Source organism: Acinetobacter sp. CAU_H_29a_1 (assembly GCF_058599505.1).
This window is the reverse complement of the sequence record NZ_CM178655.1, coordinates 537,929-556,792: the sequence shown is the minus strand read 5'-3', so window position 1 is coordinate 556,792 and position 18,864 is coordinate 537,929. Positions and strand designations below refer to the sequence as shown.

At 43.1% G+C, this 18,864-nt stretch carries 19 protein-coding genes; 4 read left to right on the top strand and 15 right to left on the bottom strand.

Annotation, left to right across the window (positions count from 1 at the left end; translation table 11 throughout):
- The first annotated feature begins 8 nt into the window (after positions 1-8).
- Both secD and secF read left to right on the top strand, forming a co-directional pair.
- Positions 9-1,910: a protein translocase subunit SecD gene (secD, locus tag AC4MDD_RS02800; RefSeq protein WP_348959763.1), complete on the top strand. Its 1,902-nt coding sequence runs from the start codon at positions 9-11 to the stop codon at positions 1,908-1,910.
- An 8-nt stretch (positions 1,911-1,918) separates the two neighbouring features.
- On the top strand, positions 1,919-2,893 hold the full coding sequence (gene secF, locus AC4MDD_RS02795) for a protein translocase subunit SecF (RefSeq protein WP_234304491.1): 975 nt from the start codon (positions 1,919-1,921) through the stop codon (positions 2,891-2,893).
- Between the two features lie 32 nt (positions 2,894-2,925).
- Here secF and AC4MDD_RS02790 read toward each other — a convergent pair whose 3' ends face one another.
- Positions 2,926-3,600, bottom strand: coding sequence for a 4'-phosphopantetheinyl transferase family protein (locus AC4MDD_RS02790; RefSeq protein WP_005401701.1), 675 nt, complete (start codon positions 3,598-3,600; stop codon positions 2,926-2,928).
- A 46-nt stretch (positions 3,601-3,646) separates the two neighbouring features.
- A complete protein-coding gene (locus AC4MDD_RS02785; protein ID WP_058951462.1) occupies positions 3,647-4,705 on the bottom strand; it encodes an RNA-guided endonuclease InsQ/TnpB family protein in 1,059 nt (352 codons plus the stop codon).
- A 20-nt stretch (positions 4,706-4,725) separates the two neighbouring features.
- Here AC4MDD_RS02785 and tnpA point away from each other — a divergent pair, with 20 nt between their 5' ends.
- A complete protein-coding gene (tnpA, locus tag AC4MDD_RS02780; RefSeq protein ID WP_005402021.1) occupies positions 4,726-5,139 on the top strand; it encodes an IS200/IS605 family transposase in 414 nt (137 codons plus the stop codon).
- 157 nt (positions 5,140-5,296) lie between these two features.
- Positions 5,297-6,577, top strand: a complete 1,281-nt coding sequence (locus AC4MDD_RS02775) for a transposase (RefSeq protein ID WP_490747393.1) — start codon at positions 5,297-5,299, stop codon at positions 6,575-6,577.
- 57 nt (positions 6,578-6,634) lie between these two features.
- Here the strand turns inward: AC4MDD_RS02775 and der are convergent, their stop codons facing one another.
- From der to AC4MDD_RS02710, 13 genes are all read right to left on the bottom strand, one after another.
- Positions 6,635-8,044, bottom strand: coding sequence for a ribosome biogenesis GTPase Der (der, locus tag AC4MDD_RS02770; protein WP_491882260.1), 1,410 nt, complete (start codon positions 8,042-8,044; stop codon positions 6,635-6,637).
- 168 nt (positions 8,045-8,212) lie between these two features.
- On the bottom strand, positions 8,213-9,358 hold the full coding sequence (gene bamB, locus AC4MDD_RS02765; RefSeq protein ID WP_058870298.1) for an outer membrane protein assembly factor BamB: 1,146 nt from the start codon (positions 9,356-9,358) through the stop codon (positions 8,213-8,215).
- On the bottom strand, positions 9,355-10,053 hold the full coding sequence (locus AC4MDD_RS02760) for a YfgM family protein (RefSeq protein WP_005401704.1): 699 nt from the start codon (positions 10,051-10,053) through the stop codon (positions 9,355-9,357). The genes bamB and AC4MDD_RS02760 overlap by 4 nt, the downstream gene beginning before the upstream one ends.
- A 27-nt stretch (positions 10,054-10,080) precedes the next feature.
- Complete coding sequence (gene hisS, locus AC4MDD_RS02755; RefSeq protein WP_201701617.1) at positions 10,081-11,376, bottom strand: histidine--tRNA ligase; 1,296 nt, start codon at positions 11,374-11,376, stop codon at positions 10,081-10,083.
- Positions 11,373-12,488: a flavodoxin-dependent (E)-4-hydroxy-3-methylbut-2-enyl-diphosphate synthase gene (gene ispG, locus AC4MDD_RS02750; protein WP_004697677.1), complete on the bottom strand. Its 1,116-nt coding sequence runs from the start codon at positions 12,486-12,488 to the stop codon at positions 11,373-11,375. The genes hisS and ispG overlap by 4 nt, the downstream gene beginning before the upstream one ends.
- Positions 12,489-12,506: 18 nt before the next feature.
- The gene (locus tag AC4MDD_RS02745; protein ID WP_004697676.1) at positions 12,507-13,283 is read right to left on the bottom strand and encodes a helix-turn-helix domain-containing protein; all 777 of its coding nucleotides are present in this window, start codon (positions 13,281-13,283) and stop codon (positions 12,507-12,509) included.
- The gene (pilW, locus tag AC4MDD_RS02740) at positions 13,274-14,074 is read right to left on the bottom strand and encodes a type IV pilus biogenesis/stability protein PilW (RefSeq protein WP_004983514.1); all 801 of its coding nucleotides are present in this window, start codon (positions 14,072-14,074) and stop codon (positions 13,274-13,276) included. Before pilW ends, AC4MDD_RS02745 begins: the two co-directional genes overlap by 10 nt.
- A gap of 16 nt (positions 14,075-14,090) precedes the next feature.
- Complete coding sequence (gene rlmN / locus AC4MDD_RS02735; RefSeq protein WP_004697671.1) at positions 14,091-15,326, bottom strand: dual-specificity RNA methyltransferase RlmN; 1,236 nt, start codon at positions 15,324-15,326, stop codon at positions 14,091-14,093.
- 122 nt (positions 15,327-15,448) lie between these two features.
- A complete protein-coding gene (ndk, locus tag AC4MDD_RS02730) occupies positions 15,449-15,880 on the bottom strand; it encodes a nucleoside-diphosphate kinase (RefSeq protein ID WP_004983508.1) in 432 nt (143 codons plus the stop codon).
- 110 nt (positions 15,881-15,990) lie between these two features.
- Entirely contained in the window at positions 15,991-16,191 is a 201-nt protein-coding gene (gene iscX, locus AC4MDD_RS02725) for a Fe-S cluster assembly protein IscX (protein WP_004697668.1), read from the bottom strand.
- Positions 16,192-16,281: 90 nt separating this feature from the next.
- Positions 16,282-16,833 carry a phosphatase PAP2 family protein gene (locus AC4MDD_RS02720; RefSeq protein WP_279745521.1) on the bottom strand — a complete coding sequence of 184 codons (552 nt, stop codon included), beginning with the start codon at positions 16,831-16,833 and terminating at the stop codon, positions 16,282-16,284.
- A gap of 192 nt (positions 16,834-17,025) precedes the next feature.
- Entirely contained in the window at positions 17,026-18,306 is a 1,281-nt protein-coding gene (locus AC4MDD_RS02715) for a glycosyltransferase family 4 protein (protein WP_491882259.1), read from the bottom strand.
- A gap of 140 nt (positions 18,307-18,446) precedes the next feature.
- Positions 18,447-18,863, bottom strand: a complete 417-nt coding sequence (locus AC4MDD_RS02710; RefSeq protein ID WP_004983505.1) for a hypothetical protein — start codon at positions 18,861-18,863, stop codon at positions 18,447-18,449.
- Position 18,864: the final 1 nt, after the last annotated feature.

Below are 18,864 nucleotides of genomic sequence, written 5' to 3'. Positions count from 1 at the left end.
GAAAACAAATGCGTTACCCAGCATGGAAATATCTACTGATTCTCGTGGTTTTGACGATCAGTACATTATATGCCCTGCCTAGTTTGTATCCAGATGAGCCTGCGGTTCAAATTTCTGGTGCCAAAGCTGGTACCCAAATTGACCAAAGCATCGTACAAAAAGCAGAGCAGATTTTAAAATCTGAAAGCATTTCAAGCCATGACAACAGTTTTAGCAATAATGCTGCACTGTTACGTCTTGACTCTAGCGAAGCACAATTAAAAGCCAAAGAAGCGTTACGTCGTGGCCTTGGTGATGACTATGTTGTCGCGTTGAACTTGGCACCAACCACGCCAGAGTGGCTACAAAAAATTGGTGCAAAACCAATGAAGCTCGGTCTGGACTTACGTGGTGGTGTTCACTTCTTATTAGAAGTGGATATGGATAAAGCGATTGCTCAGCGCATGGAAACCTCTGCGACAGATTTACGTCGTCAGTTCCGTGACAACAAAATTAAATTTAACAGCCTTGTATTAAACAACAACACCATTACCGTTCAGTTCGCCAACAATGATGATCGTACTGCGGCTCAAGACTACTTACGTAGCAGTGGTAATGAGTTTAATCAGCAAGCGGTCGCAACTGCGACAGGTTCAACCTTACGCTTAACCTATACCGATGTTCGCCGCCAAGAAATTCAATCTTATGCCGTGAACCAAAACTTAACCACTTTACGTAACCGTATTAACGAGTTAGGTGTGGCAGAAGCCTTGGTACAAACACAAGGTAGTAACCGCATCGTGGTTGAGCTCCCAGGTGTTCAGGACACTGCTGAAGCAAAACGTGTCTTGGGTCGTACAGCAAACCTAGAGTTCCGTTTGGTCTCTGACCAAAATGACCAAGTGATTGACCCTTATACGGGCAAGAGCAATGGTCAACCGCTTCCACCAGGAACCGAACTTTTTGCCTATCAGTCTTTAGACAGCGGACGTGAATTACTTTTAAACCGTAACCGTATTTTAACGGGTGAACGTGTTCAAAACGCATCAAGTGGCTTTAGCCAAGACACTGGCGGTGCTGAGGTAAACATTACATTAGACACAGCAGGTGGCAAACTGATGGCCGATGCAACCCGGAATGCGGTGGGTAAGCGTATGGCTGTGTTGTTCATTGAAAATAAACAACGTATTAGCTATATCACCGATCCTACCACTGGTGCGCAAACTGAAGTCCGTACACCCTATGCAGAGTCTGTCGTGATTAACGCTGCAACCATTCAAGCAGTCCTCGGCTCTCAATTCCGTATCACGGGTCTAGATTCACCTCAAGAAGCGTCTGAACTTGCACTAATGCTACGTGCTGGTGCACTTGCTGCGCCAATGTACTTTGTTGAAGAACGTGTAGTGGGTCCAAGCCTCGGTCAAGAAAACATTGATAAAGGTGTGCTATCAACTCAAATCGGCTTCTTACTAGTCGCAATCTGGATGGTAGTCTTCTTCCGTCTCTTTGGCTTAATTGCTAACTTTGCCTTGGTCTTCAACTTAGCCATGATTCTAACCGTCATGTCATGGATTGGTGCTTCCCTCACCCTGCCGGGTATTGCGGGTATCGTGATTACCATTGGTATGGCGGTCGATGCCAACGTCTTGATCTGTGAGCGAATACGTGAAGAAATGAAGTGGGGAGCATCACCCAAACAAGCCATTGTGGCGGGTTATGACCGTGCTTATAACACCATTTTCGACTCAAACTTAACCACATTCTTGGTTGCGTTTATCCTATTTGCTATCGGTACAGGCCCAATTAAAGGCTTCGCTGTGACCTTAATGATCGGTATTATCTGCTCTATGTTTACTGCTATTACAGTAACACGTGCGATTGTACAGCTCATTTATGGCAAAAAACGTAACTTGAAAAAGTTGAGCATATAAGGAGATCGATGATGACTGATGTGACTCAACAAGATTCAAAAAAATACGGCCGTCCAGATGATGAACGTGTAATTGATTTTATGAAGATTGCGCTGCCTGCAGCCATTCTTTCTATTGTCTTAACCATTGGCAGCCTATTCTTTATTTTCACCAAGGGTCTTAACTTAGGTTTGGACTTTACTGGTGGTATTTCTGCCGAATTGAACTATAGCAAACCCGTGAAGTCGGCCGATGTCTCTGCTGCACTGACCAAAGCTGGCTTTCATGACCCTGTGGTACAAACCATTGGTTCAGATCGTGATTTGATTGTGCGTATGCCTGTACAAGAAGACACAGCCGCAGAAGACTTAACCAAAAGCATTACCCAAGCTGTACAGCTACCGGGTAACTCTGCTTCAGTTAACAAAGTTGATGTGGTGGGTGGACAAGTCGGGAATGAACTCTACATTCGCTCAGCGGGTGCTGTGGCTTTAGCATTACTGCTGATGTTGGTCTACGTAACAATTCGCTTTGAGTTCAAACTGGCAATGGGTGCGGTACTGTCGTTGTTCCATGACGTGGTGGTCACCATCGGTATTTTTGCCATGATGCAGTGGCCATTTGACTTAACTGTATTGGCTGCAATTCTGGCTCTGATTGGTTTCTCACTGAATGACAACATTGTTGTTTCGGATCGTATTCGTGAAAACTTCCGTAAGATTCGTGGCGCTTCACCTTTAGAGATCGTTAACATCGCTTTAACTGAGACCCTACGTCGTACCATTCACACCTCAATGACTTTATTGTTGGTGGTGATCTCGATGATGATCCTCGGTGGTGATGGCCTTAAATGGTTCTCTGTTGCAATGTTTGTGGGCGTTTTTGTGGGTACCTACTCCTCAATCTACATCGGTACAGCTTTTGCTTTATGGCGTGGCTTAAACCGTCAAGACTTCATTGTTCAAGTGAAGCCTGAGTTTGAAGAAGAAAATGAAATTCCATAAATGCACACCATAGTGTGAAAAAAGAAAGCCTCTCAATTGAGAGGCTTTTTTATGTCGGTGTGAAGATGTTGTACCAGCTCTATCTGAGGCAACGCATAGCCACGGCAGGACTGCTCTGCCCGCCAAGCCACGGTCAACATCACATCTCCTAACTCAAAATTTTGATAGGCAAAACTCCCAATCAGCGGATGACTACACATGCCACCATTATGCGTTGGATGTGCTTGGGTGTTCAGTTCATTTAAGTTTAAACGAATGCCTAAACCTGATGCTTTAAGCACCGCTTCTTTGGTTGTCCAGACCTTAAACCAGTATGCTTTGTCCTGATCATACTGTTGCCACACGCGAAGTTCCTCTACGTGAAAAGCATGTTTAGCCAAAGCCTCAAAGCGAACTTTTCGGTTTAACTCCTCCACGTCCACGCCTAGATCCTGCATCCGCTCACTCGTAGCTAAAGCATAGTAATTTTGGCTGTGGCTATGATTGAAATGAAAAGAAGGCTGATCAACCCAATAGGGTTTACCTATCTCACTCAGTGCAATGGAGTGATCATCTACAACCATCTGCCGTTGTTTGGATAAGCATTGATTGCGATATTGATAAATGGCTTGTTTTCGCTGTGCAATTTGCTCGACACGTGACAGGCTGTGATCCACCTGCACAATGTCACCAATCTTTTTCAGCTCAACACGTATTGTCCTTGCCACTTTTCGTTCCTATCATGGTTTCATGCATCTTGACATCCTCCGCGACCTAAAGGACGGGGATTCCTACTGCTAGACGCTCATGTCCGAGCGCAAGAATATTCAGTGCGGAATTTATATCCCTATCATGGAATGTACCGCATTCCATGCACTGCCATTCTCTTATTCCAAGTCCCGTTCTACCTTTCGGACTACTACAGCGTGAGCCACAGCTCGAACAAGTTTGGGTGGTATAGGCTTCATTGACTTCTTTATACCATACACTTGCGTTCTCGCATTTATACTTGAGCATGGTTCTAAGTGTTGTCCAACTTGCATCTAATACAGACTTCGCTAGTTTAGTCCGTGCTAATGCCTTTGCATTCACATTACCAACGAAGATGGCTGCATGTTTATTCACCAATTTATGACTGAATTGATGTAGCGTATTTTGACGTATGTTTCTAATCTTGGCATGAATCGCTTTAACACGCTTTTTATTTCTAGCACGTTGAGCAATGCCAAGTTTTTGTTCGTATTGCCGATAGATTTGAGGGGCTTTGAGCTTTACGCCATCTGAACAGGTTGCAAGGTCTTTTAAGCCCAAATCTATACCGATTGAGGTATTACCCTTTGATTTAACTTGTTTTGTCTTATCAACAACTAAACAAACATACCAACGTCCACGACTGTCTTCTACAAATGAGCCTGTTTTGACGTTGTATTTTGATAGTCCATAGCTATCCCATAGCTTGAATTGATGCTTGCCATACTGCACGTAGCCATCAGCATATTTGATTGCAACCTTTTTGAAGGGTATCCAACCCAAAGAACGTCTTGCAGACTTCTTATTACTCACCCGCCATTTTAGCTTTGCTTTTTTAAACTGCTTTCTTCGAGTAACCAATTCTTCTGTTATCGCTTGAACAGTTTGACTATGCAGATTGCATTCTTTAGATGTGCCTTTCGTGTATTTAGCAATATCGTAAGCTGAAAGAAATTCACCTTTTCTTTTTAGATGTTTAAATCCTAAATCATTCACATAATTCCAAACAAAATTTACTTCCAATGCGAGTTGGTCTAGTACCTTGTAATGTTTGTCTTTTATGCGTAATTTAAGTGTTTTCATGATTAAAATATATTTGGTCTATGAGCAATAGTCAAGAGATTAGAACAGGTCGCCACTGTGTTTTTAATATGCATGTACATTTAGTCTTTGTGGCTAAATACCGTAGAGATGTTTTTACCAAAGCAATGCTTGAAACAATGCGTGAAGTGTTTGAGCGTATCTGCTTAGACTTTGAAGCCGAGTTGGTAGAGTTTGATGGTGAACACGATCATGTTCATTTGCTTGTGAATTATCCACCTAAAATAGCAATTTCTAGCTTAGTGAATAGTTTAAAGGGTGCTTCAAGTCGCATTGTAAGAACCAAACACCCTGAAATTAAAAACAAGCTATGGGGCAGTGCTTTGTGGTCGCCTAGTTACTTCGCTGCTTCATGTGGCGGTGCGCCAATTGGAATTGTTAAACAATATATTCAACAACAGCAAACACCGCATTAATGGCTTACGCCACTCGCTTATATCCTCGGGCTAAACCCATAGGTATCTACACAATTTCCGAGCTTTGCGTTAAATTGAAGAGCATGCTCTTCAATTTAACATCTCTGGTCTGGATCAGCGTCTTGTCAAACGTTATAACAGCCTTGTAAAACTCAATATGAATCCTCTTGCTTCACTTGCTCCCGCAATCAAAGACCTGGCCTCTACCCAAAAGTCGAGTTTCTCAACTACACAGGCTGTTTGGCGATTCCTGAATAATAATAAAATCTCTTTTAGTCAATTAAACCAGCCGATTAAGCTTCTTGCATGCGAACAGATCAAGACATCACCGCATCAGTATGCATTAATCGTTCATGACTGGTCTCAACTGCAGTATGTGAAGCACAGTCATAAGGTTCGGCGTCTTCAAAGAACAGAGGCGAATTCAGGCTATGAATTGCAAAGCAGTTTACTTGTCGATGCGTCATCAGGGCTCCCAATTGCGCCATTAGCTCAGACGCTAACAGATGCATCCGGCTGTTATTCCACATTCAGTGAACAATACAGCGAGCGCAAGTCCCATTTGGACTCACTCGCAGAACAAATCAAAACGATTGAACAGTATCCGATTGAGAAAACAAAAGTCCATATCATTGACCGTGAAGGAGACTCGATTGCCCACTTGAGGGAAATCAGCAGCCATGGTTTCAAATGGTTGATTCGGGCCAAAGAAAGCCATCGGATTGAGCATCAAGGGGAAACCTACAAAGTTGCAGAAGTCGCAGAAAAAGTAGTAACTCAGCAAGTTAAGCCGATTGCTTATAAAGGAAACAGGCATATGCTGCATGTTGGAGAAACCGATATTCGGATAACGCGTGCAGCAAAACCGAAGAGAAAAGATGATTTAGGCCAACGGGTTGCTCCCCAGCCAGGCAAGGCAGTTACAGCCAGATTAATTGTTGCTGTGGTGAAAGATGCTCAAGGTAAAACAGTCGCGAGATGGTCGCTGATCAGCAATGTTTCTTCAGAGATTGATGCGGTAGAATTAACCACCTGGTATTACTGGCGCTGGACAATTGAGTGCTATTTCAAGCTTCTGAAGCAGGCAGGCCATGACGTTGAATCATGGCTTCAGACCACACCTGCAGCGATTTTAAGACGGCTCCTGATCAGCAGTATGGCGTGTGTACTGACTTGGCGAATACAGCGTTCTGAAGATGAACAAAATCAGAAAATTCGTATATTTCTGGCCCGTCTTTCAGGCCGACAGCAGAAGAGAGGTAAGTTGGAAAGTGCACCTGCAATATTGGCAGGACTTTCGATTTTACTGAACACTCTTCAACTGCTCTCAGAATATTCAATAGATGAACTGAATGAAATCGCAACAATTGCATTAGGTACATCAAGATGTGTAGATACCTATGGGCTAAACCCCGAGGTTTTACGCTCCAATGGATAAAATAAAAAAGCCCAAAAATCACTTTGGGCTTTTCAGCATCAAAAACTTAATGCCAGATTAGCGCTTGAATTTCTTCTCAGCTTTCTTAAACTTCTGAACATAACGACGCTTACGCGCTGCTGTACGTTCATCCACCTGTGACTTACGTCCTTCAAATGGGTTTTCAGAGGTTTTAAACTCAATACGTACTGGCGTACCTTCAAGTTTGTACACTTTACGGAATACGTTTTCTAAATAACGACGATAATCCGCAGGCGTTTTATCAACTTTGTTACCATGCACCACAATCGTAGGTGGATTTTGTCCGCCCATATGGGCATAACGCATTTTAATACGGCGACCACCGACCATTGGTGGTTGGTGCGCATCTGTAGCATCATTTAAAATTTGTGTGATTTTTGCAGGTGAAACTTTCAAATGTGACGAATCATAAGCACGGTGAATCGATGGATATAGATCCCCCACCCCCGTACCATGCAATGCAGAAATTAAATGTACTTTTGCCCAAGGAATAAAGTCAAAGCGACGATCGACATCCAATTTACATTGTTTGCGATCATACTCAGACATGTTGTCCCATTTATTAATCGCAATCACCATCGCTCGGCCCGCTTCAAGCGCATAACCAATCAAATGTAAATCTTGCTCAACCACACCTTCACGTGCATCAAGTACAACCACAATGACATGGGCATCTTTAATGGCCTGTAGCGTTTTCACAATTGAGAACTTCTCAATCATTTCATCGACTTTACCTTTACGACGCACACCTGCAGTATCGATTAAGGTGTACTGACGGCCATCACGTTCATACGGGATATAGATCGAGTCGCGGGTTGTACCCGGTTGGTCAAATGCAACTACACGCTCTTCACCCAATAAACGGTTCACTAGCGTCGATTTACCGACGTTTGGACGACCAATAATCGCTAAACGTAAGCCTGTGTTCTTATCGTGCTCATCTGCATCTTCATCTTCAGGCACACTTGAAAGCACATCTTCAAGCATTTGCTGTACACCGCGACCATGGCTCGCAGCCACTTGCATAGGTTCGCCCATACCCAACTTGTAAAATTCAACAAGTGCAGCTTCGGCATGTACACCATCAACTTTATTCGCCACAAGGTAAACTTTCTTACCGAGTGTACGTAGCTCACGCGCAATTTGCTCATCCGATGCGAGCAGGCCTGCGCGTGCATCAACTACGAATACAATAATATCGGCTTCATTGATGGCAGTTTTAGACTGTTCTGCCATGTAAGAGTCGATACCACCTTCATTTTCGCCAATACCACCAGTATCAACCACAATGAAAGACTTATTTTGAAATACAGCATCACCATATTTACGGTCACGAGTCAGACCGGCAAAGTCAGCAACAAGCGCGTCTCGGCTTTTGGTGATCTGGTTAAATAGCGTTGATTTTCCGACGTTCGGACGACCAATGAGCGCAATTACGGGTTTCATAGATTAACCTTTATTCAAGATCAGCCAGTGAGACTGGTCTGAACATCAGAAACTGGAAGAAAATTAGGTGAAAAACCTGAATAAAAACTCGGGGTTTTGACTAAGCAAACACCCCGAGGAATTTAAAAAAATACGAATTTCGACTAGTTTAACATAAGTCGAACAGAATTAACGATTCTGCCAAATGCTTAATGCACCCTTTCGTGTTGCAACATAGAGTTGATCATCAATCACACGTAAAGTACGCACTTCACCAGACGTCTTCGCACGACCGATCAATTCACCTGTCGCAGGGTTCAGCATGTGCAAAACGCCATCTAGATCACCAACAATTAGGTCTTGGCCCAACATCACAGGATTACTCAATTGGCGGTTCAGCAGGCTGTCATTTTCCCAAAGCTTTTGACCCGTGCTAATTTCATAAGCCACCAACTTGCCGTCAGTTTGCGCTACAAATACACCATTACCCACAACTTCAGGGCGCTGCGTACTGCTTGAGTCTTCACTCCACACCACCTGCTGTGAAGCCAAATCTGTCATAGTCACTTGACCTTGATAGCTGGTCGTAATCAAGTACTGACCTGCCACTACAGGATCACCATCAACATCATTCAAACGTTGAATATCCGAACGACCATCCGACACAGCCACACGGCGCTGCATACGTGGCACACCTGTGAGCACATCTAAAGCATAAACATAGGCATTAGCTGAAGAAATCAGCACTGTACGTGCATCGACAGGAACAGGCGCTGCGTTGCCACGCAAGCTAAGTTGCACATTCGGTAAGTTATAGGTCCACACTTGCTGGCCTGTTGCCAAATCATGCGCAAAAACAGTACCATCATTACTTACAGAAATAACACGACCAGCTTGAATCAACGATGGCGCAAGAAGTGCACCCGTTAATTGTGCTGTCCATTTTTGCTCGCCAGTTGCTTGATCTAAAGCAAACAACTGACCTTTGGCGTTACCTACAATGACATGACCATCTGCAGCTTCGACGCCTGAACTCAAACCGGCTTTAGATACTTCTTTCTGCCATAGTTTTTGTTTGCCTTGATATGCCGTCACTACACCTTTAGGATCAAGTGCAAAAACTACACCGTTGTCTGCATCTAGGCGTAAACGTAAAGGATCAGCAGTCGAAGTTGAAGACACACTTTGAGAAAATACAGGAGTCAGAGTTTTCGCCTGAGTCAATTTTGGAAGTGGGTTCGGCTTAACTTCTTCTACTTTTCCACTACTTGCACAACCCGCAAGCGCTAAAGTTAATACGGTTAATGCGCACGAAATTTTGTATTTTCTATTCATTCAGTTTCTTCCGCTGCTGTTTCTATAAGTGGACGTTCGATTTCAGGATCATCAACTAAAATACCAACACTTTCGAGTTTAATTTGTAAAATTTGGCGTTCTTGTTTACGTTCAACCAACTGATCCCATGCACTTTGGTAGGCTTTTTTCGCATTTTCGATGTCGTTTTTAGCCACATAGACATCACCCAAAGCTTCATCGGCTGTCGCTTTAAAAGCAGGATCTTTTACCAATGCGAGGTTTTTAATCGCATCATCAAACTTCTTTTGAGCCAGTTGTGCATACGCTAAACGCAATTTCACAATTTGCACTAAGCCGTCGTCATCCACTTTAGAGTTTTCAACTTTCTTCAACGCTTTTTCAGCACTAGCATAATCCGCTTTGTCATAGGCCAATTTTGCCATCAACAATTGCGTTTGAATGGCTTGCGCCGAATCTGGTGCTTCTTTCACAATTTTGTCCGCAGTTGCAGACAAGGCTGTAAATGCATCGCCTTGCGTTGCACGTGCTTCATCCATCAATTGCTGAACTTTAGCCGTGTTCATTTGGTTCTCGGCCAAAGTTTTCTTCTGCCAGTATTGCCATCCAAAAAAGGCAATCAGCGCAATTAAAATCCCACTAATAATGGCTGAACCATATTTCTTAGTGAAAGACTTTAAACTATCAAGTTGTTCTTCATCACTTAATGCGCTCATGTGACTACCCTTTCCTTATATTTTGGCTTATTTTGAAGAAAATTTTTCAATCATAAATGGCACGATGTCATCCACCGCAACCAAAGTTTGTTCAGCTGTTGCCAACTCTTTTACGGCAAACTGTGCAGCTTCCACCTCGCGCTCACCCAAAATGAGGGCAAACAATGCGCCAGACTGATCCGCTTTTTTCATTTGCGACTTCATTGAACCATGTGAACCAACTTTCAAACGAAGCGTACTTGATGCAGCATCTAACTGGTTACGAATTTGTTCTGCAAAGACCAAAGCTTTGCCTTGAGAAGCAGGATCTGCCAATAAAAACATTTCGCAATCACGTATAGGTGTAGCGTCTTCGACTTGCTCAAGCAACAACAACAGACGCTCCATACCCATCGCAAAGCCAACTGCAGGTACAGACTGATCGGCCTTGCCTTTAAGCTGACCCACTAAGCCATCGTAACGACCGCCCGCACAGACTGTACCTTGTGAGCCCAAATGCGTGGTGGTCCACTCAAAAACTGTTTTGTTGTAATAATCTAAGCCACGCACCAATTTCTGGTTAATCACAAACTCAATGCCTGCATCGGTTAAATACTGCTGCAAAGTGGCAAAGTGCTGTAGTGTCTCTTCCCCCATAAAGTCATGCAACTTCGGCGCATTTTCTAAAATGGCTTGGGTTTTTGCATCTTTAGAGTCAAGGATACGTAGTGGGTTGGTGGTTAAACGACGCTGTGAATCTTCATCCAAATCATTTTTATGTGATTCTAAGAACTCCACCAATGCCGCACGATAAGCTGCACGCTCATCAGACTCACCTAAAGTATTCAACTCAAGTTGAACTTTATCTGCTACACCCATGCGTTTCCACAGACGTGCCGTCATCAAAATCAGCTCCGCATCCATATCTGGGGTTGCAACACCAAAGGTTTCCACGCCGAACTGGTGGAACTGACGGTAACGACCCTTTTGCGGCTTTTCATAACGGAACATCGGCCCAATATACCAGACACGAGGCGTTGCACCGCGAAGCAAGTTATGCTCCAGCATGGCACGTACACAGCCTGCTGTTCCTTCAGGACGCAAAGTCAAAGACTCAGGCGGATTACCTTTGTCCAAGAAGGTGTACATTTCTTTTTCAACGATATCCGTTGCATCACCAATCGAACGTTTGAACAAATTGGTTTGCTCAACAATAGGCAAACGAATTTGCTGGTAGCCATACGCATCCATCAATGATGCGAGATGCTGTTCAAGACGTCTCCACGCTGGTGTTTGCGTAGGAAGAATGTCATTAAAACCTTTGATTGCGACAATTGAACTCATGATGAACTACGGATGATCTCTTTAGATTTAGCTTCTTCAAGCTCTGAAACACGCTGACGAACCATCGTTTCGATTTCGTCAACCAACTGATTTGTGTCAATTAAATGACTCTTTTCACCATTACGATACACCAGTGAACGGGGACTTGCACCAACTACACCAATATCGGCTTCTTTGGCTTCACCCGGACCATTCACTTTACACCCAATCACCGACACATCCATTGGGGTACGAATATCTTCTAAACGCTCTTCTAGGGCTTGCATCACTGAAATCACGTTAAACTCTTGACGTGAACAACTTGGACAAGCAATGAAGTTGATTCCATTTGAACGAAGACTGAGTGATTTTAAAATATCAAAACCAATCTTAATCTCTTCTTCAGGTTCCGCTGCCAAGGAAATACGCATGGTGTCACCAATGCCATCCAATAACAAACCGCCCAATGCAATCGCAGACTTCACTGAACCTGTACGGTAAATCCCAGCTTCCGTTACACCCAGGTGTAACGGATTATCAATTTGCTGTGAAAGTAGGCGATAAGCGTCCATGGTTAAAAACACATTGGATGCTTTCACTGAGACTTTGAATTCGTGGAAATCTAAACGGTCTAGAATATCAATATGACGCATCGCCGACTCAAGCAATGCCTGACCAGTTGGCTCACCGTATTTCTTTTGAATATCTTTTTCCAGTGAACCTGCATTCACCCCAATACGCATAGAAATATCGTTATGACGCGCTGCAGCCACCACTTCACGGATTTTAGCTTCAGAGCCAATATTTCCAGGGTTAATCCGTAAACAGTCCGCACCCAAGTCTGCAACACGCAGTGCAATCTTGTAGTCAAAATGAATATCTGCAACCAACGGCACTGATGAACGCTTACGAATTTCACCAAAAGCCTCTGCCGCTTCCATCGTTGGTACAGAAACACGCATGATGTCCGCACCTACATCTGCACAGCGCTGAATTTGCGCTAGCGTTGCTTCCACATCACAAGTTTCAGTATTGGTCATACTTTGAATGCTGATGGGTGCATCGCCACCGACATAGACTGAACCTACACGAATCTTACGAGTAGGCTTGCGTTTAATTGGATTTACAATCATTGCTTTTCCTTGATCCCATTAACGTGACAAGCGGAAATCTGCTTTTCCACCGACGGTATATGGTGACAATGAAATACTTTCATTATTTAAGCTGAGTGACACAGCAGCGGCATCATCGATACGAATTTGAAAAGGTGTCTCACCCGCAAGCTCAAGTGTAGAGGCTTGACGCCCTGTTGCCAGTACTTTCCCCGTTGAATCAACAATATGTACAGAAGTAGGACGATTGAACTCAAGTTTCAACTGATCCCCTGTGGTTGCAGCAGCCCCATTCATATTGATGATTTGTACATCAGATTCCGTCTGCGGAGTCGCAGCCTCATCTGTACTGCCTGACCAATTCTGAATCATACCGAACAACGCTGCCAAAATCGCAATTACAACAATTGCAATCAGCCCACGTTTCAACCATTTACGGTTACGGTCACGGTTAGAACCGGGTAATTTACCCATGATTTTAATCGGTGAATTATTCAATGCGTGATTTGGCAATAGCCCCGTATCATTGGCATAGATGTCATCAAAACGCTGAATAATCGTAGTAGCATCCACTTTTAGGAACTTCGCATAAGTACGATAGTAACCCTTAATGAAGGTTGCTTCTGGAAGCGCTGTATATTCGTCCTGCTCAAGCGCAGTTAAGGTCTTGAGTGGAATATTCAACTCTTTGGCAACGTCGCTTAATTCACGTTTTTGTGTAATACGAATTTGACGAAGATAATCACCCGGACGTTGGATATTTCCTAAAGCATTGCTAGAACCATTCGATTGTGGTGAATTAGGATTTACTTCCATACGGCCTCAGTAGTGTACTGTAATTGCAAATAACGTTTGTATTCTTGACTGTCTGGATACAATGCACGTAGCTGGTTGACCAGTACTTGCGAACCCATCGTGTCATGATTTGCTCGCGCAATTCGGATCCCAATCCAAAGCGCACGTGCATCTAAGTTTTTCTCGCCAACCGCTCGCACAAACTGTTCATAGTACTGCGTAGCTTCAGCATTTTGCTGACGTAAATATGAAATTTCCGCCATTTCGATCATGGCAAGATAGGCACCTGAGTTTACCTGTAGGGCTTGTTTAAAAGCAGCTTCTGCTTCCGCCACTCGACCTACTTGTAGATACGCACGACCTAAATTTTCCAATGCTCGATAACGTTGATCATACCCTAAAGTTGAACCTGCAACTTGAAGTTGATCAATCGCGTCATTATAACGCCCAATTTGATATAAATACGTACCGTAGTTGTTACGAGCCTGTGCATTTTTTGGCTCAGCCGCAATTGCATGCTTAAAATAACGCTCTGCCTTTTCCACATTTTGTGGACTGCCTTCACGCTGTAACAACACGCCCATCATCATATTTGCAGATGCATCACGAGAGTCGATGTCTAATGCTTGATCCAATGTACGTTTCGCAGCATCGTAATCATTCGACTTAATATATTCAGCCGCCAACTGCGTTCTAACTTGTACCGCTTTACTTGGATCACCTTTCGTATTCACGGTTTGGCAACCCACCAAGTACCACACTGACACACCCAGTGTCAGCGCAAGGCAAAGTTTAGAAACGGGTTTTTTCAATTGGCATCCCCTTATATTATCCTTGTGAACGTAGAATCTCGTTTTTCTCTGCTACTTTCTTTTTCCACTGCTCAGCACGACGTGTTCGATCGGCCACTTGACCGACCAATTGTCCGCAGGCAGCATCAATATCATCACCACGCGTTTGACGAATCGTACACACAAATCCGGCGTCAGACAAAGTTTTTTGGAAAGAAATAATGCGGTTGCGACTTGAACGACCATAAGGCGCATGTGGAAATGGATTAAACGGAATTAAATTAATTTTACTTGGTAAATTCTTCAACAGTTTAATCATCTGCTGTGCATGCTCAGGATGATCATTCACCCCATCCAACATCACATATTCAATCGTGACATGCTTACGCGCACTTTCATTACCGTCTTTAGCGATATAACGCTGACATGCTGCAATCAGCTGTGCCAATGGATATTTTTTATTGATTGGAACCAATTCATTTCGCAGTTCGTCATTTGGTGCGTGTAGGGAGATTGCCAATGCAACATCAATATCTTGTGCCAATTGATCAATTTTCGGCACTACACCTGAAGTTGACAAGGTCACACGGCGCTTAGACATACCATAAGCAAAATCGTCTAGCATAATACGCATTGAGCTCAATACGGCATCATAGTTCAGTAATGGCTCGCCCATCCCCATCATTACGACGTTGGTCACCGAGCGCTCACGCTCAGCTACAGGCACATCTTCCATATAAGAATAGTTTGCGACCCATAACTGACCAATAATCTCATCTGGGTTTAAGTCGCGCTGAAAGCCTTGTTTACCGGTTGAACAGAATGAACAATCCAGTGCACAGCCTACTTGAGATGAAATACATAAAGTACGGCGTAAACCACTGCGATGTTCAGCAGGAATCAATACGGTTTCAACCAAAGAACCTTCGCCCTCACCGACACGAAAGACCCACTTACGCGTACCATCTTTAGAATAGTTTTTATGCACCACTTCTGGCGCTTTAATTTCACAGAGCTTTTCAAGTTTTTCACGCAATTTACCTGAGATATTGGTCATCTCAGCAAAATCAGTCACAAAAAACTGGTGAATCCATTTCATCACCTGTCCTGCACGAAACTTTTTTTCTCCCATATCTTCGAAGAATTTTTCAAGCTGCGGACGTGACATGCCAAGTAAGTTCACTTTCGCAACAGAGTTTTGCTGTGCAGGAGCGGATGGAGATTGTTGCTGTTCAGCCGAAACTGTAGAGACAGCGACCACTTCAGTACTCATGTGTATTACCTAAACCATGTCTAACGATGAAAGGAGAAGCTCAATAAACGAGCAGAAATTTATTCAGGGAATAAAAAAACCAGATAAGTATAATAACACTTATCTGGTTTGAATACTTCGAATTAACGAGTACGTGGAGCAATCTCAGTTTGAGCGAAGAAGTAGTTAACTTCACGATCAGCAGATGCTACAGAGTCAGAACCGTGAGCAGCATTTTCGTCGATGCTTACAGCGAAGTCAGCGCGGATAGTGCCTGGAGCAGCTTCTTTAGGGTTAGTTGCGCCAAGAATTTCGCGGTGAGCAAGAACTGCGTTTTCGCCTTCAAGAACTGAAACAACAACTGGACCAGAAGTCATGAACGCAACTAGGTCAGCAAAGAAACCACGTTCTTTGTGCTCTGCGTAGAAACCTTCAGCTTCAGTTTGAGTCAAGTGTTTCATTTTAGTTGCAACGATTTGAAGACCAGCTTTTTCAAAACGAGCAAAAATGTCACCGATGTGGTTTTTAGCAACTGCGTCTGGTTTTACGATAGATAAAGTACGTTCAATAGCCATGATTGGCTCCTTAAGTCAATGTAGACATGAAAATTTTGGCGCATTATACCGACATAATGCACAATTTTCTGCTTTTACTCTGTAAAAAGTTGCTTTTTTCGATGCAAGGATTATCGTGCTTCGTCAATCCATGCCATTTGAATTGCTTCAAGCAAACCTTCAGTCGACTTGGTCGGATCATCACTAAAGTCTGGTAAGGCACACACCCACGCATGTAAGTCTGTAAAGCGAATCCACTGCGGATCGACATCTGGATGAGCTTCATACAACTCAATAGCAATATCAATAGTGTCTGACCAACGTAAGCCCATGGTGGAGTCTCATCACAATGTAGAAGATCCTGTACTGTAGCAAACTCTGAAATTTAAGCGCTAGTTTGTTTGAGATAAAATTGGGCTTTTTTACAACACGATATTTAAAAATGGTGCACTACAAATTAAAGTAACAGCTACCACAGCACCTATAGCCGCTCCCACCAACACATCACTTGGATAATGTAGCCCTAAAATCATGCGTGACGCGGCAACCAAAACAGTAAAAGGCAACATGAGCACCAATAAAATTGGCTGTACAAAGCCCAATAACGTACTGACCATCACTGCATGTAGAGTATGACCTGAAGGAAAACTAAAATGGTCAAGCGGTCGCTCACCCATTCGAATCACCTGATGTACTTGATAGGGTCTTGGGCGAATAGTTTTGATTTTTAAAACTTTATAAATTAAAGTCCCACACAATGAACCAAGAATCAAATACACGATTTGTAAACTGTAGACCAATCCTTGCAACAACCAAGTTAAGGCCAACATGATGTACCAAAAGATGCCATCTCCCAATCGACTGATCCGCTTAAAAAAATTGGCTACAACATGCGAATGGGAAAAATGATTGAGATAGACACAGCCTTTTAAATCTAAATCTAATATTCTTATTTTTGCAGTTTTAAGATTCATACCACTTCTCCTTAACAACAATGTTGAAAGTTCAGCTGGAAAATCATTGTTCTATGACGATTTAATTCATCAAAATCGCTTCTCGTTAAGCTCATAATAAAGGGTGTTTTTGACAGTTTGATGATTTAAGTTAAAACCCATCAAAATTACCCAACTCGTCTTTATCACTGACACTTTTAAAACAGCTATTGGCTAAAGTGCTGCCTTAATATTGGCCACATGATATAAGGCTTGCTCAAACTGTTTCACAGGATACTGCCAGCCTACACTTTCAATATCTTGGCGTGCTTGAGTTCCCATACATCTAAGCACCTTTTGCTCTGGCAGTTGAATAATAGTCTGCATAAAGTGTGCCACTTGTCCAAAAGGACTCAACCACCCTGTTATACCTTGCTTGATATAACGCTGCGGACTGGCATAGTTATAGGCCACCACAGGTAAGCCACTGGCCATGGCTTCGAGTACCACATTACCAAAAGTCTCTATTTGACTGGCAAAAACAAAAGCATCTGCACTGGCGTAGGCTTGAGCGAGTGACTGCCCTGTTAAGCTTCCTGTAAAAATAACATCTGAGCCATTTGCCATATCAGTTAAGCGCTTACGATCCGGGCCATCTCCCACAATCACCATTTTCAACTTGCGCGATTGCTGCTTCTTGATATTTAAATAGCTTTCAATGAGCACATCGACTTCTTTTTCTGGAGATAAACGTCCCACATATAACAACACAGAAGTATTGGCATCTGCTTGCCAACGCTGACGCAATTGTTCTGAGCGATGCTCTGGATTGAAGCGAGTTGTATCCACCCCTCGGCCAACCTCAACCAAAGGACAAGTCACTCCAAAGGCCTGGAGTTGATTTAACGTCGTTTGACTCGGCACACAGGTGAGTACCGTATGGTTATGAAACCAGCGAAGATAGCTTTCAATTGGTTTGACCAGCAAAGCCAAATCAAAAAAACGGCTAAAATCATGAAAAGTTGAATGAAAGCCACTAGATACTGGAATTTGGTGTGCTTGAGCTGCATACAGTGCAGTCAGACCTAGAGGACCTTCCGTCACAATATGGACCACATCTGGTGCGAAGCGCTCAATCGCTTTGCTGACTTTAACATACTGAGGCATACCAAATTGCATGTCAGCATATTTAGGAATGCTCTTTGCCCAGACCAAACACTCCTGCTCTGCCTGAAAGTCGGTACATATGGTTTTTTGTATTGGGCGGATGAGCTGAATACGATGCCCCAGTTTCTGCAAACCTTTACACAGTTGTAATAAAGAGTTCGCAACACCATTGATTTCTGGTGACCATGTTTCCGTCACGATGGTTATTTTTAACTTAGGCTTGAGTGTTTCTTCAAGGATAGAGAGTTCTTGCTGAAGATCATGCCGATGTTGTTGTTTGAGGTAAAACCGCTGAGGTTCTGGGAAATTGTGCTGTTTGAATAATTTTGTTGTCATTGAACCGATCATGTTATTCCAAACTTTTCTTATTTTCCTCCAAGTTTAGTTAAACTTTTTGACAGTTTTATGATAATGAATACAATAAAATAAAAAGACACCTATGATTAGTAGGTATCTTTTTACATATTAATAGTTTAAATGCCTAAAATTTAAAACATCAAATTAATATACAAGCTATCCTTATACACACCTGCTGGGGTTAAGGCAGTTGGGCGTTCCATCAATTGCACCAAGACTACAAACTTATTTTGCTCAGTTGCTGGTTGAGCAATAGGGCTATTCCAACGTGATGCACTTGCTCCTGAAATATTCATTTGAGTTCTCAATTTATAGTTTTTCTCATTGACTAAATAACTACTCCCTGTTGCATTAGTTAAATTACGCGAATTGAATTTGATCGCGTAATTACTATCACAAGCCACTGAGAAAGAAGTTGCAGCTTGACTAAGATACGATGAACTTAGATTCAACTGGCTTGAAGTTAAACGCTCAATTTGACACTGTTTTGCATAAGCTATTGGGGTAGCCGCCACACAAAACAGCAGTATAATAATGTTCAGTTTCATG

Coding starts and splice junctions, on each gene's coding strand:
- secD (WP_348959763.1), top strand. CDS start 9: ATGCGTTACCCAGCATGGAAATATCTACTGATTCTCGTGGTTTTGACG.
- secF (WP_234304491.1), top strand. CDS start 1,919: ATGATGACTGATGTGACTCAACAAGATTCAAAAAAATACGGCCGTCCA.
- AC4MDD_RS02785 (WP_058951462.1), bottom strand. CDS start 4,705: ATGAAAACACTTAAATTACGCATAAAAGACAAACATTACAAGGTACTA.
- tnpA (WP_005402021.1), top strand. CDS start 4,726: ATGAGCAATAGTCAAGAGATTAGAACAGGTCGCCACTGTGTTTTTAAT.
- AC4MDD_RS02775 (WP_490747393.1), top strand. CDS start 5,297: ATGAATCCTCTTGCTTCACTTGCTCCCGCAATCAAAGACCTGGCCTCT.
- der (WP_491882260.1), bottom strand. CDS start 8,044: ATGAAACCCGTAATTGCGCTCATTGGTCGTCCGAACGTCGGAAAATCA.
- bamB (WP_058870298.1), bottom strand. CDS start 9,358: ATGAATAGAAAATACAAAATTTCGTGCGCATTAACCGTATTAACTTTA.
- AC4MDD_RS02760 (WP_005401704.1), bottom strand. CDS start 10,053: ATGAGCGCATTAAGTGATGAAGAACAACTTGATAGTTTAAAGTCTTTC.
- hisS (WP_201701617.1), bottom strand. CDS start 11,376: ATGAGTTCAATTGTCGCAATCAAAGGTTTTAATGACATTCTTCCTACG.
- ispG (WP_004697677.1), bottom strand. CDS start 12,488: ATGATTGTAAATCCAATTAAACGCAAGCCTACTCGTAAGATTCGTGTA.
- AC4MDD_RS02745 (WP_004697676.1), bottom strand. CDS start 13,283: ATGGAAGTAAATCCTAATTCACCACAATCGAATGGTTCTAGCAATGCT.
- rlmN (WP_004697671.1), bottom strand. CDS start 15,326: ATGAGTACTGAAGTGGTCGCTGTCTCTACAGTTTCGGCTGAACAGCAA.
- ndk (WP_004983508.1), bottom strand. CDS start 15,880: ATGGCTATTGAACGTACTTTATCTATCGTAAAACCAGACGCAGTTGCT.
- iscX (WP_004697668.1), bottom strand. CDS start 16,191: ATGGGCTTACGTTGGTCAGACACTATTGATATTGCTATTGAGTTGTAT.
- AC4MDD_RS02720 (WP_279745521.1), bottom strand. CDS start 16,833: ATGAATCTTAAAACTGCAAAAATAAGAATATTAGATTTAGATTTAAAA.
- AC4MDD_RS02715 (WP_491882259.1), bottom strand. CDS start 18,306: ATGATCGGTTCAATGACAACAAAATTATTCAAACAGCACAATTTCCCA.
- AC4MDD_RS02710 (WP_004983505.1), bottom strand. CDS start 18,863: ATGAAACTGAACATTATTATACTGCTGTTTTGTGTGGCGGCTACCCCA.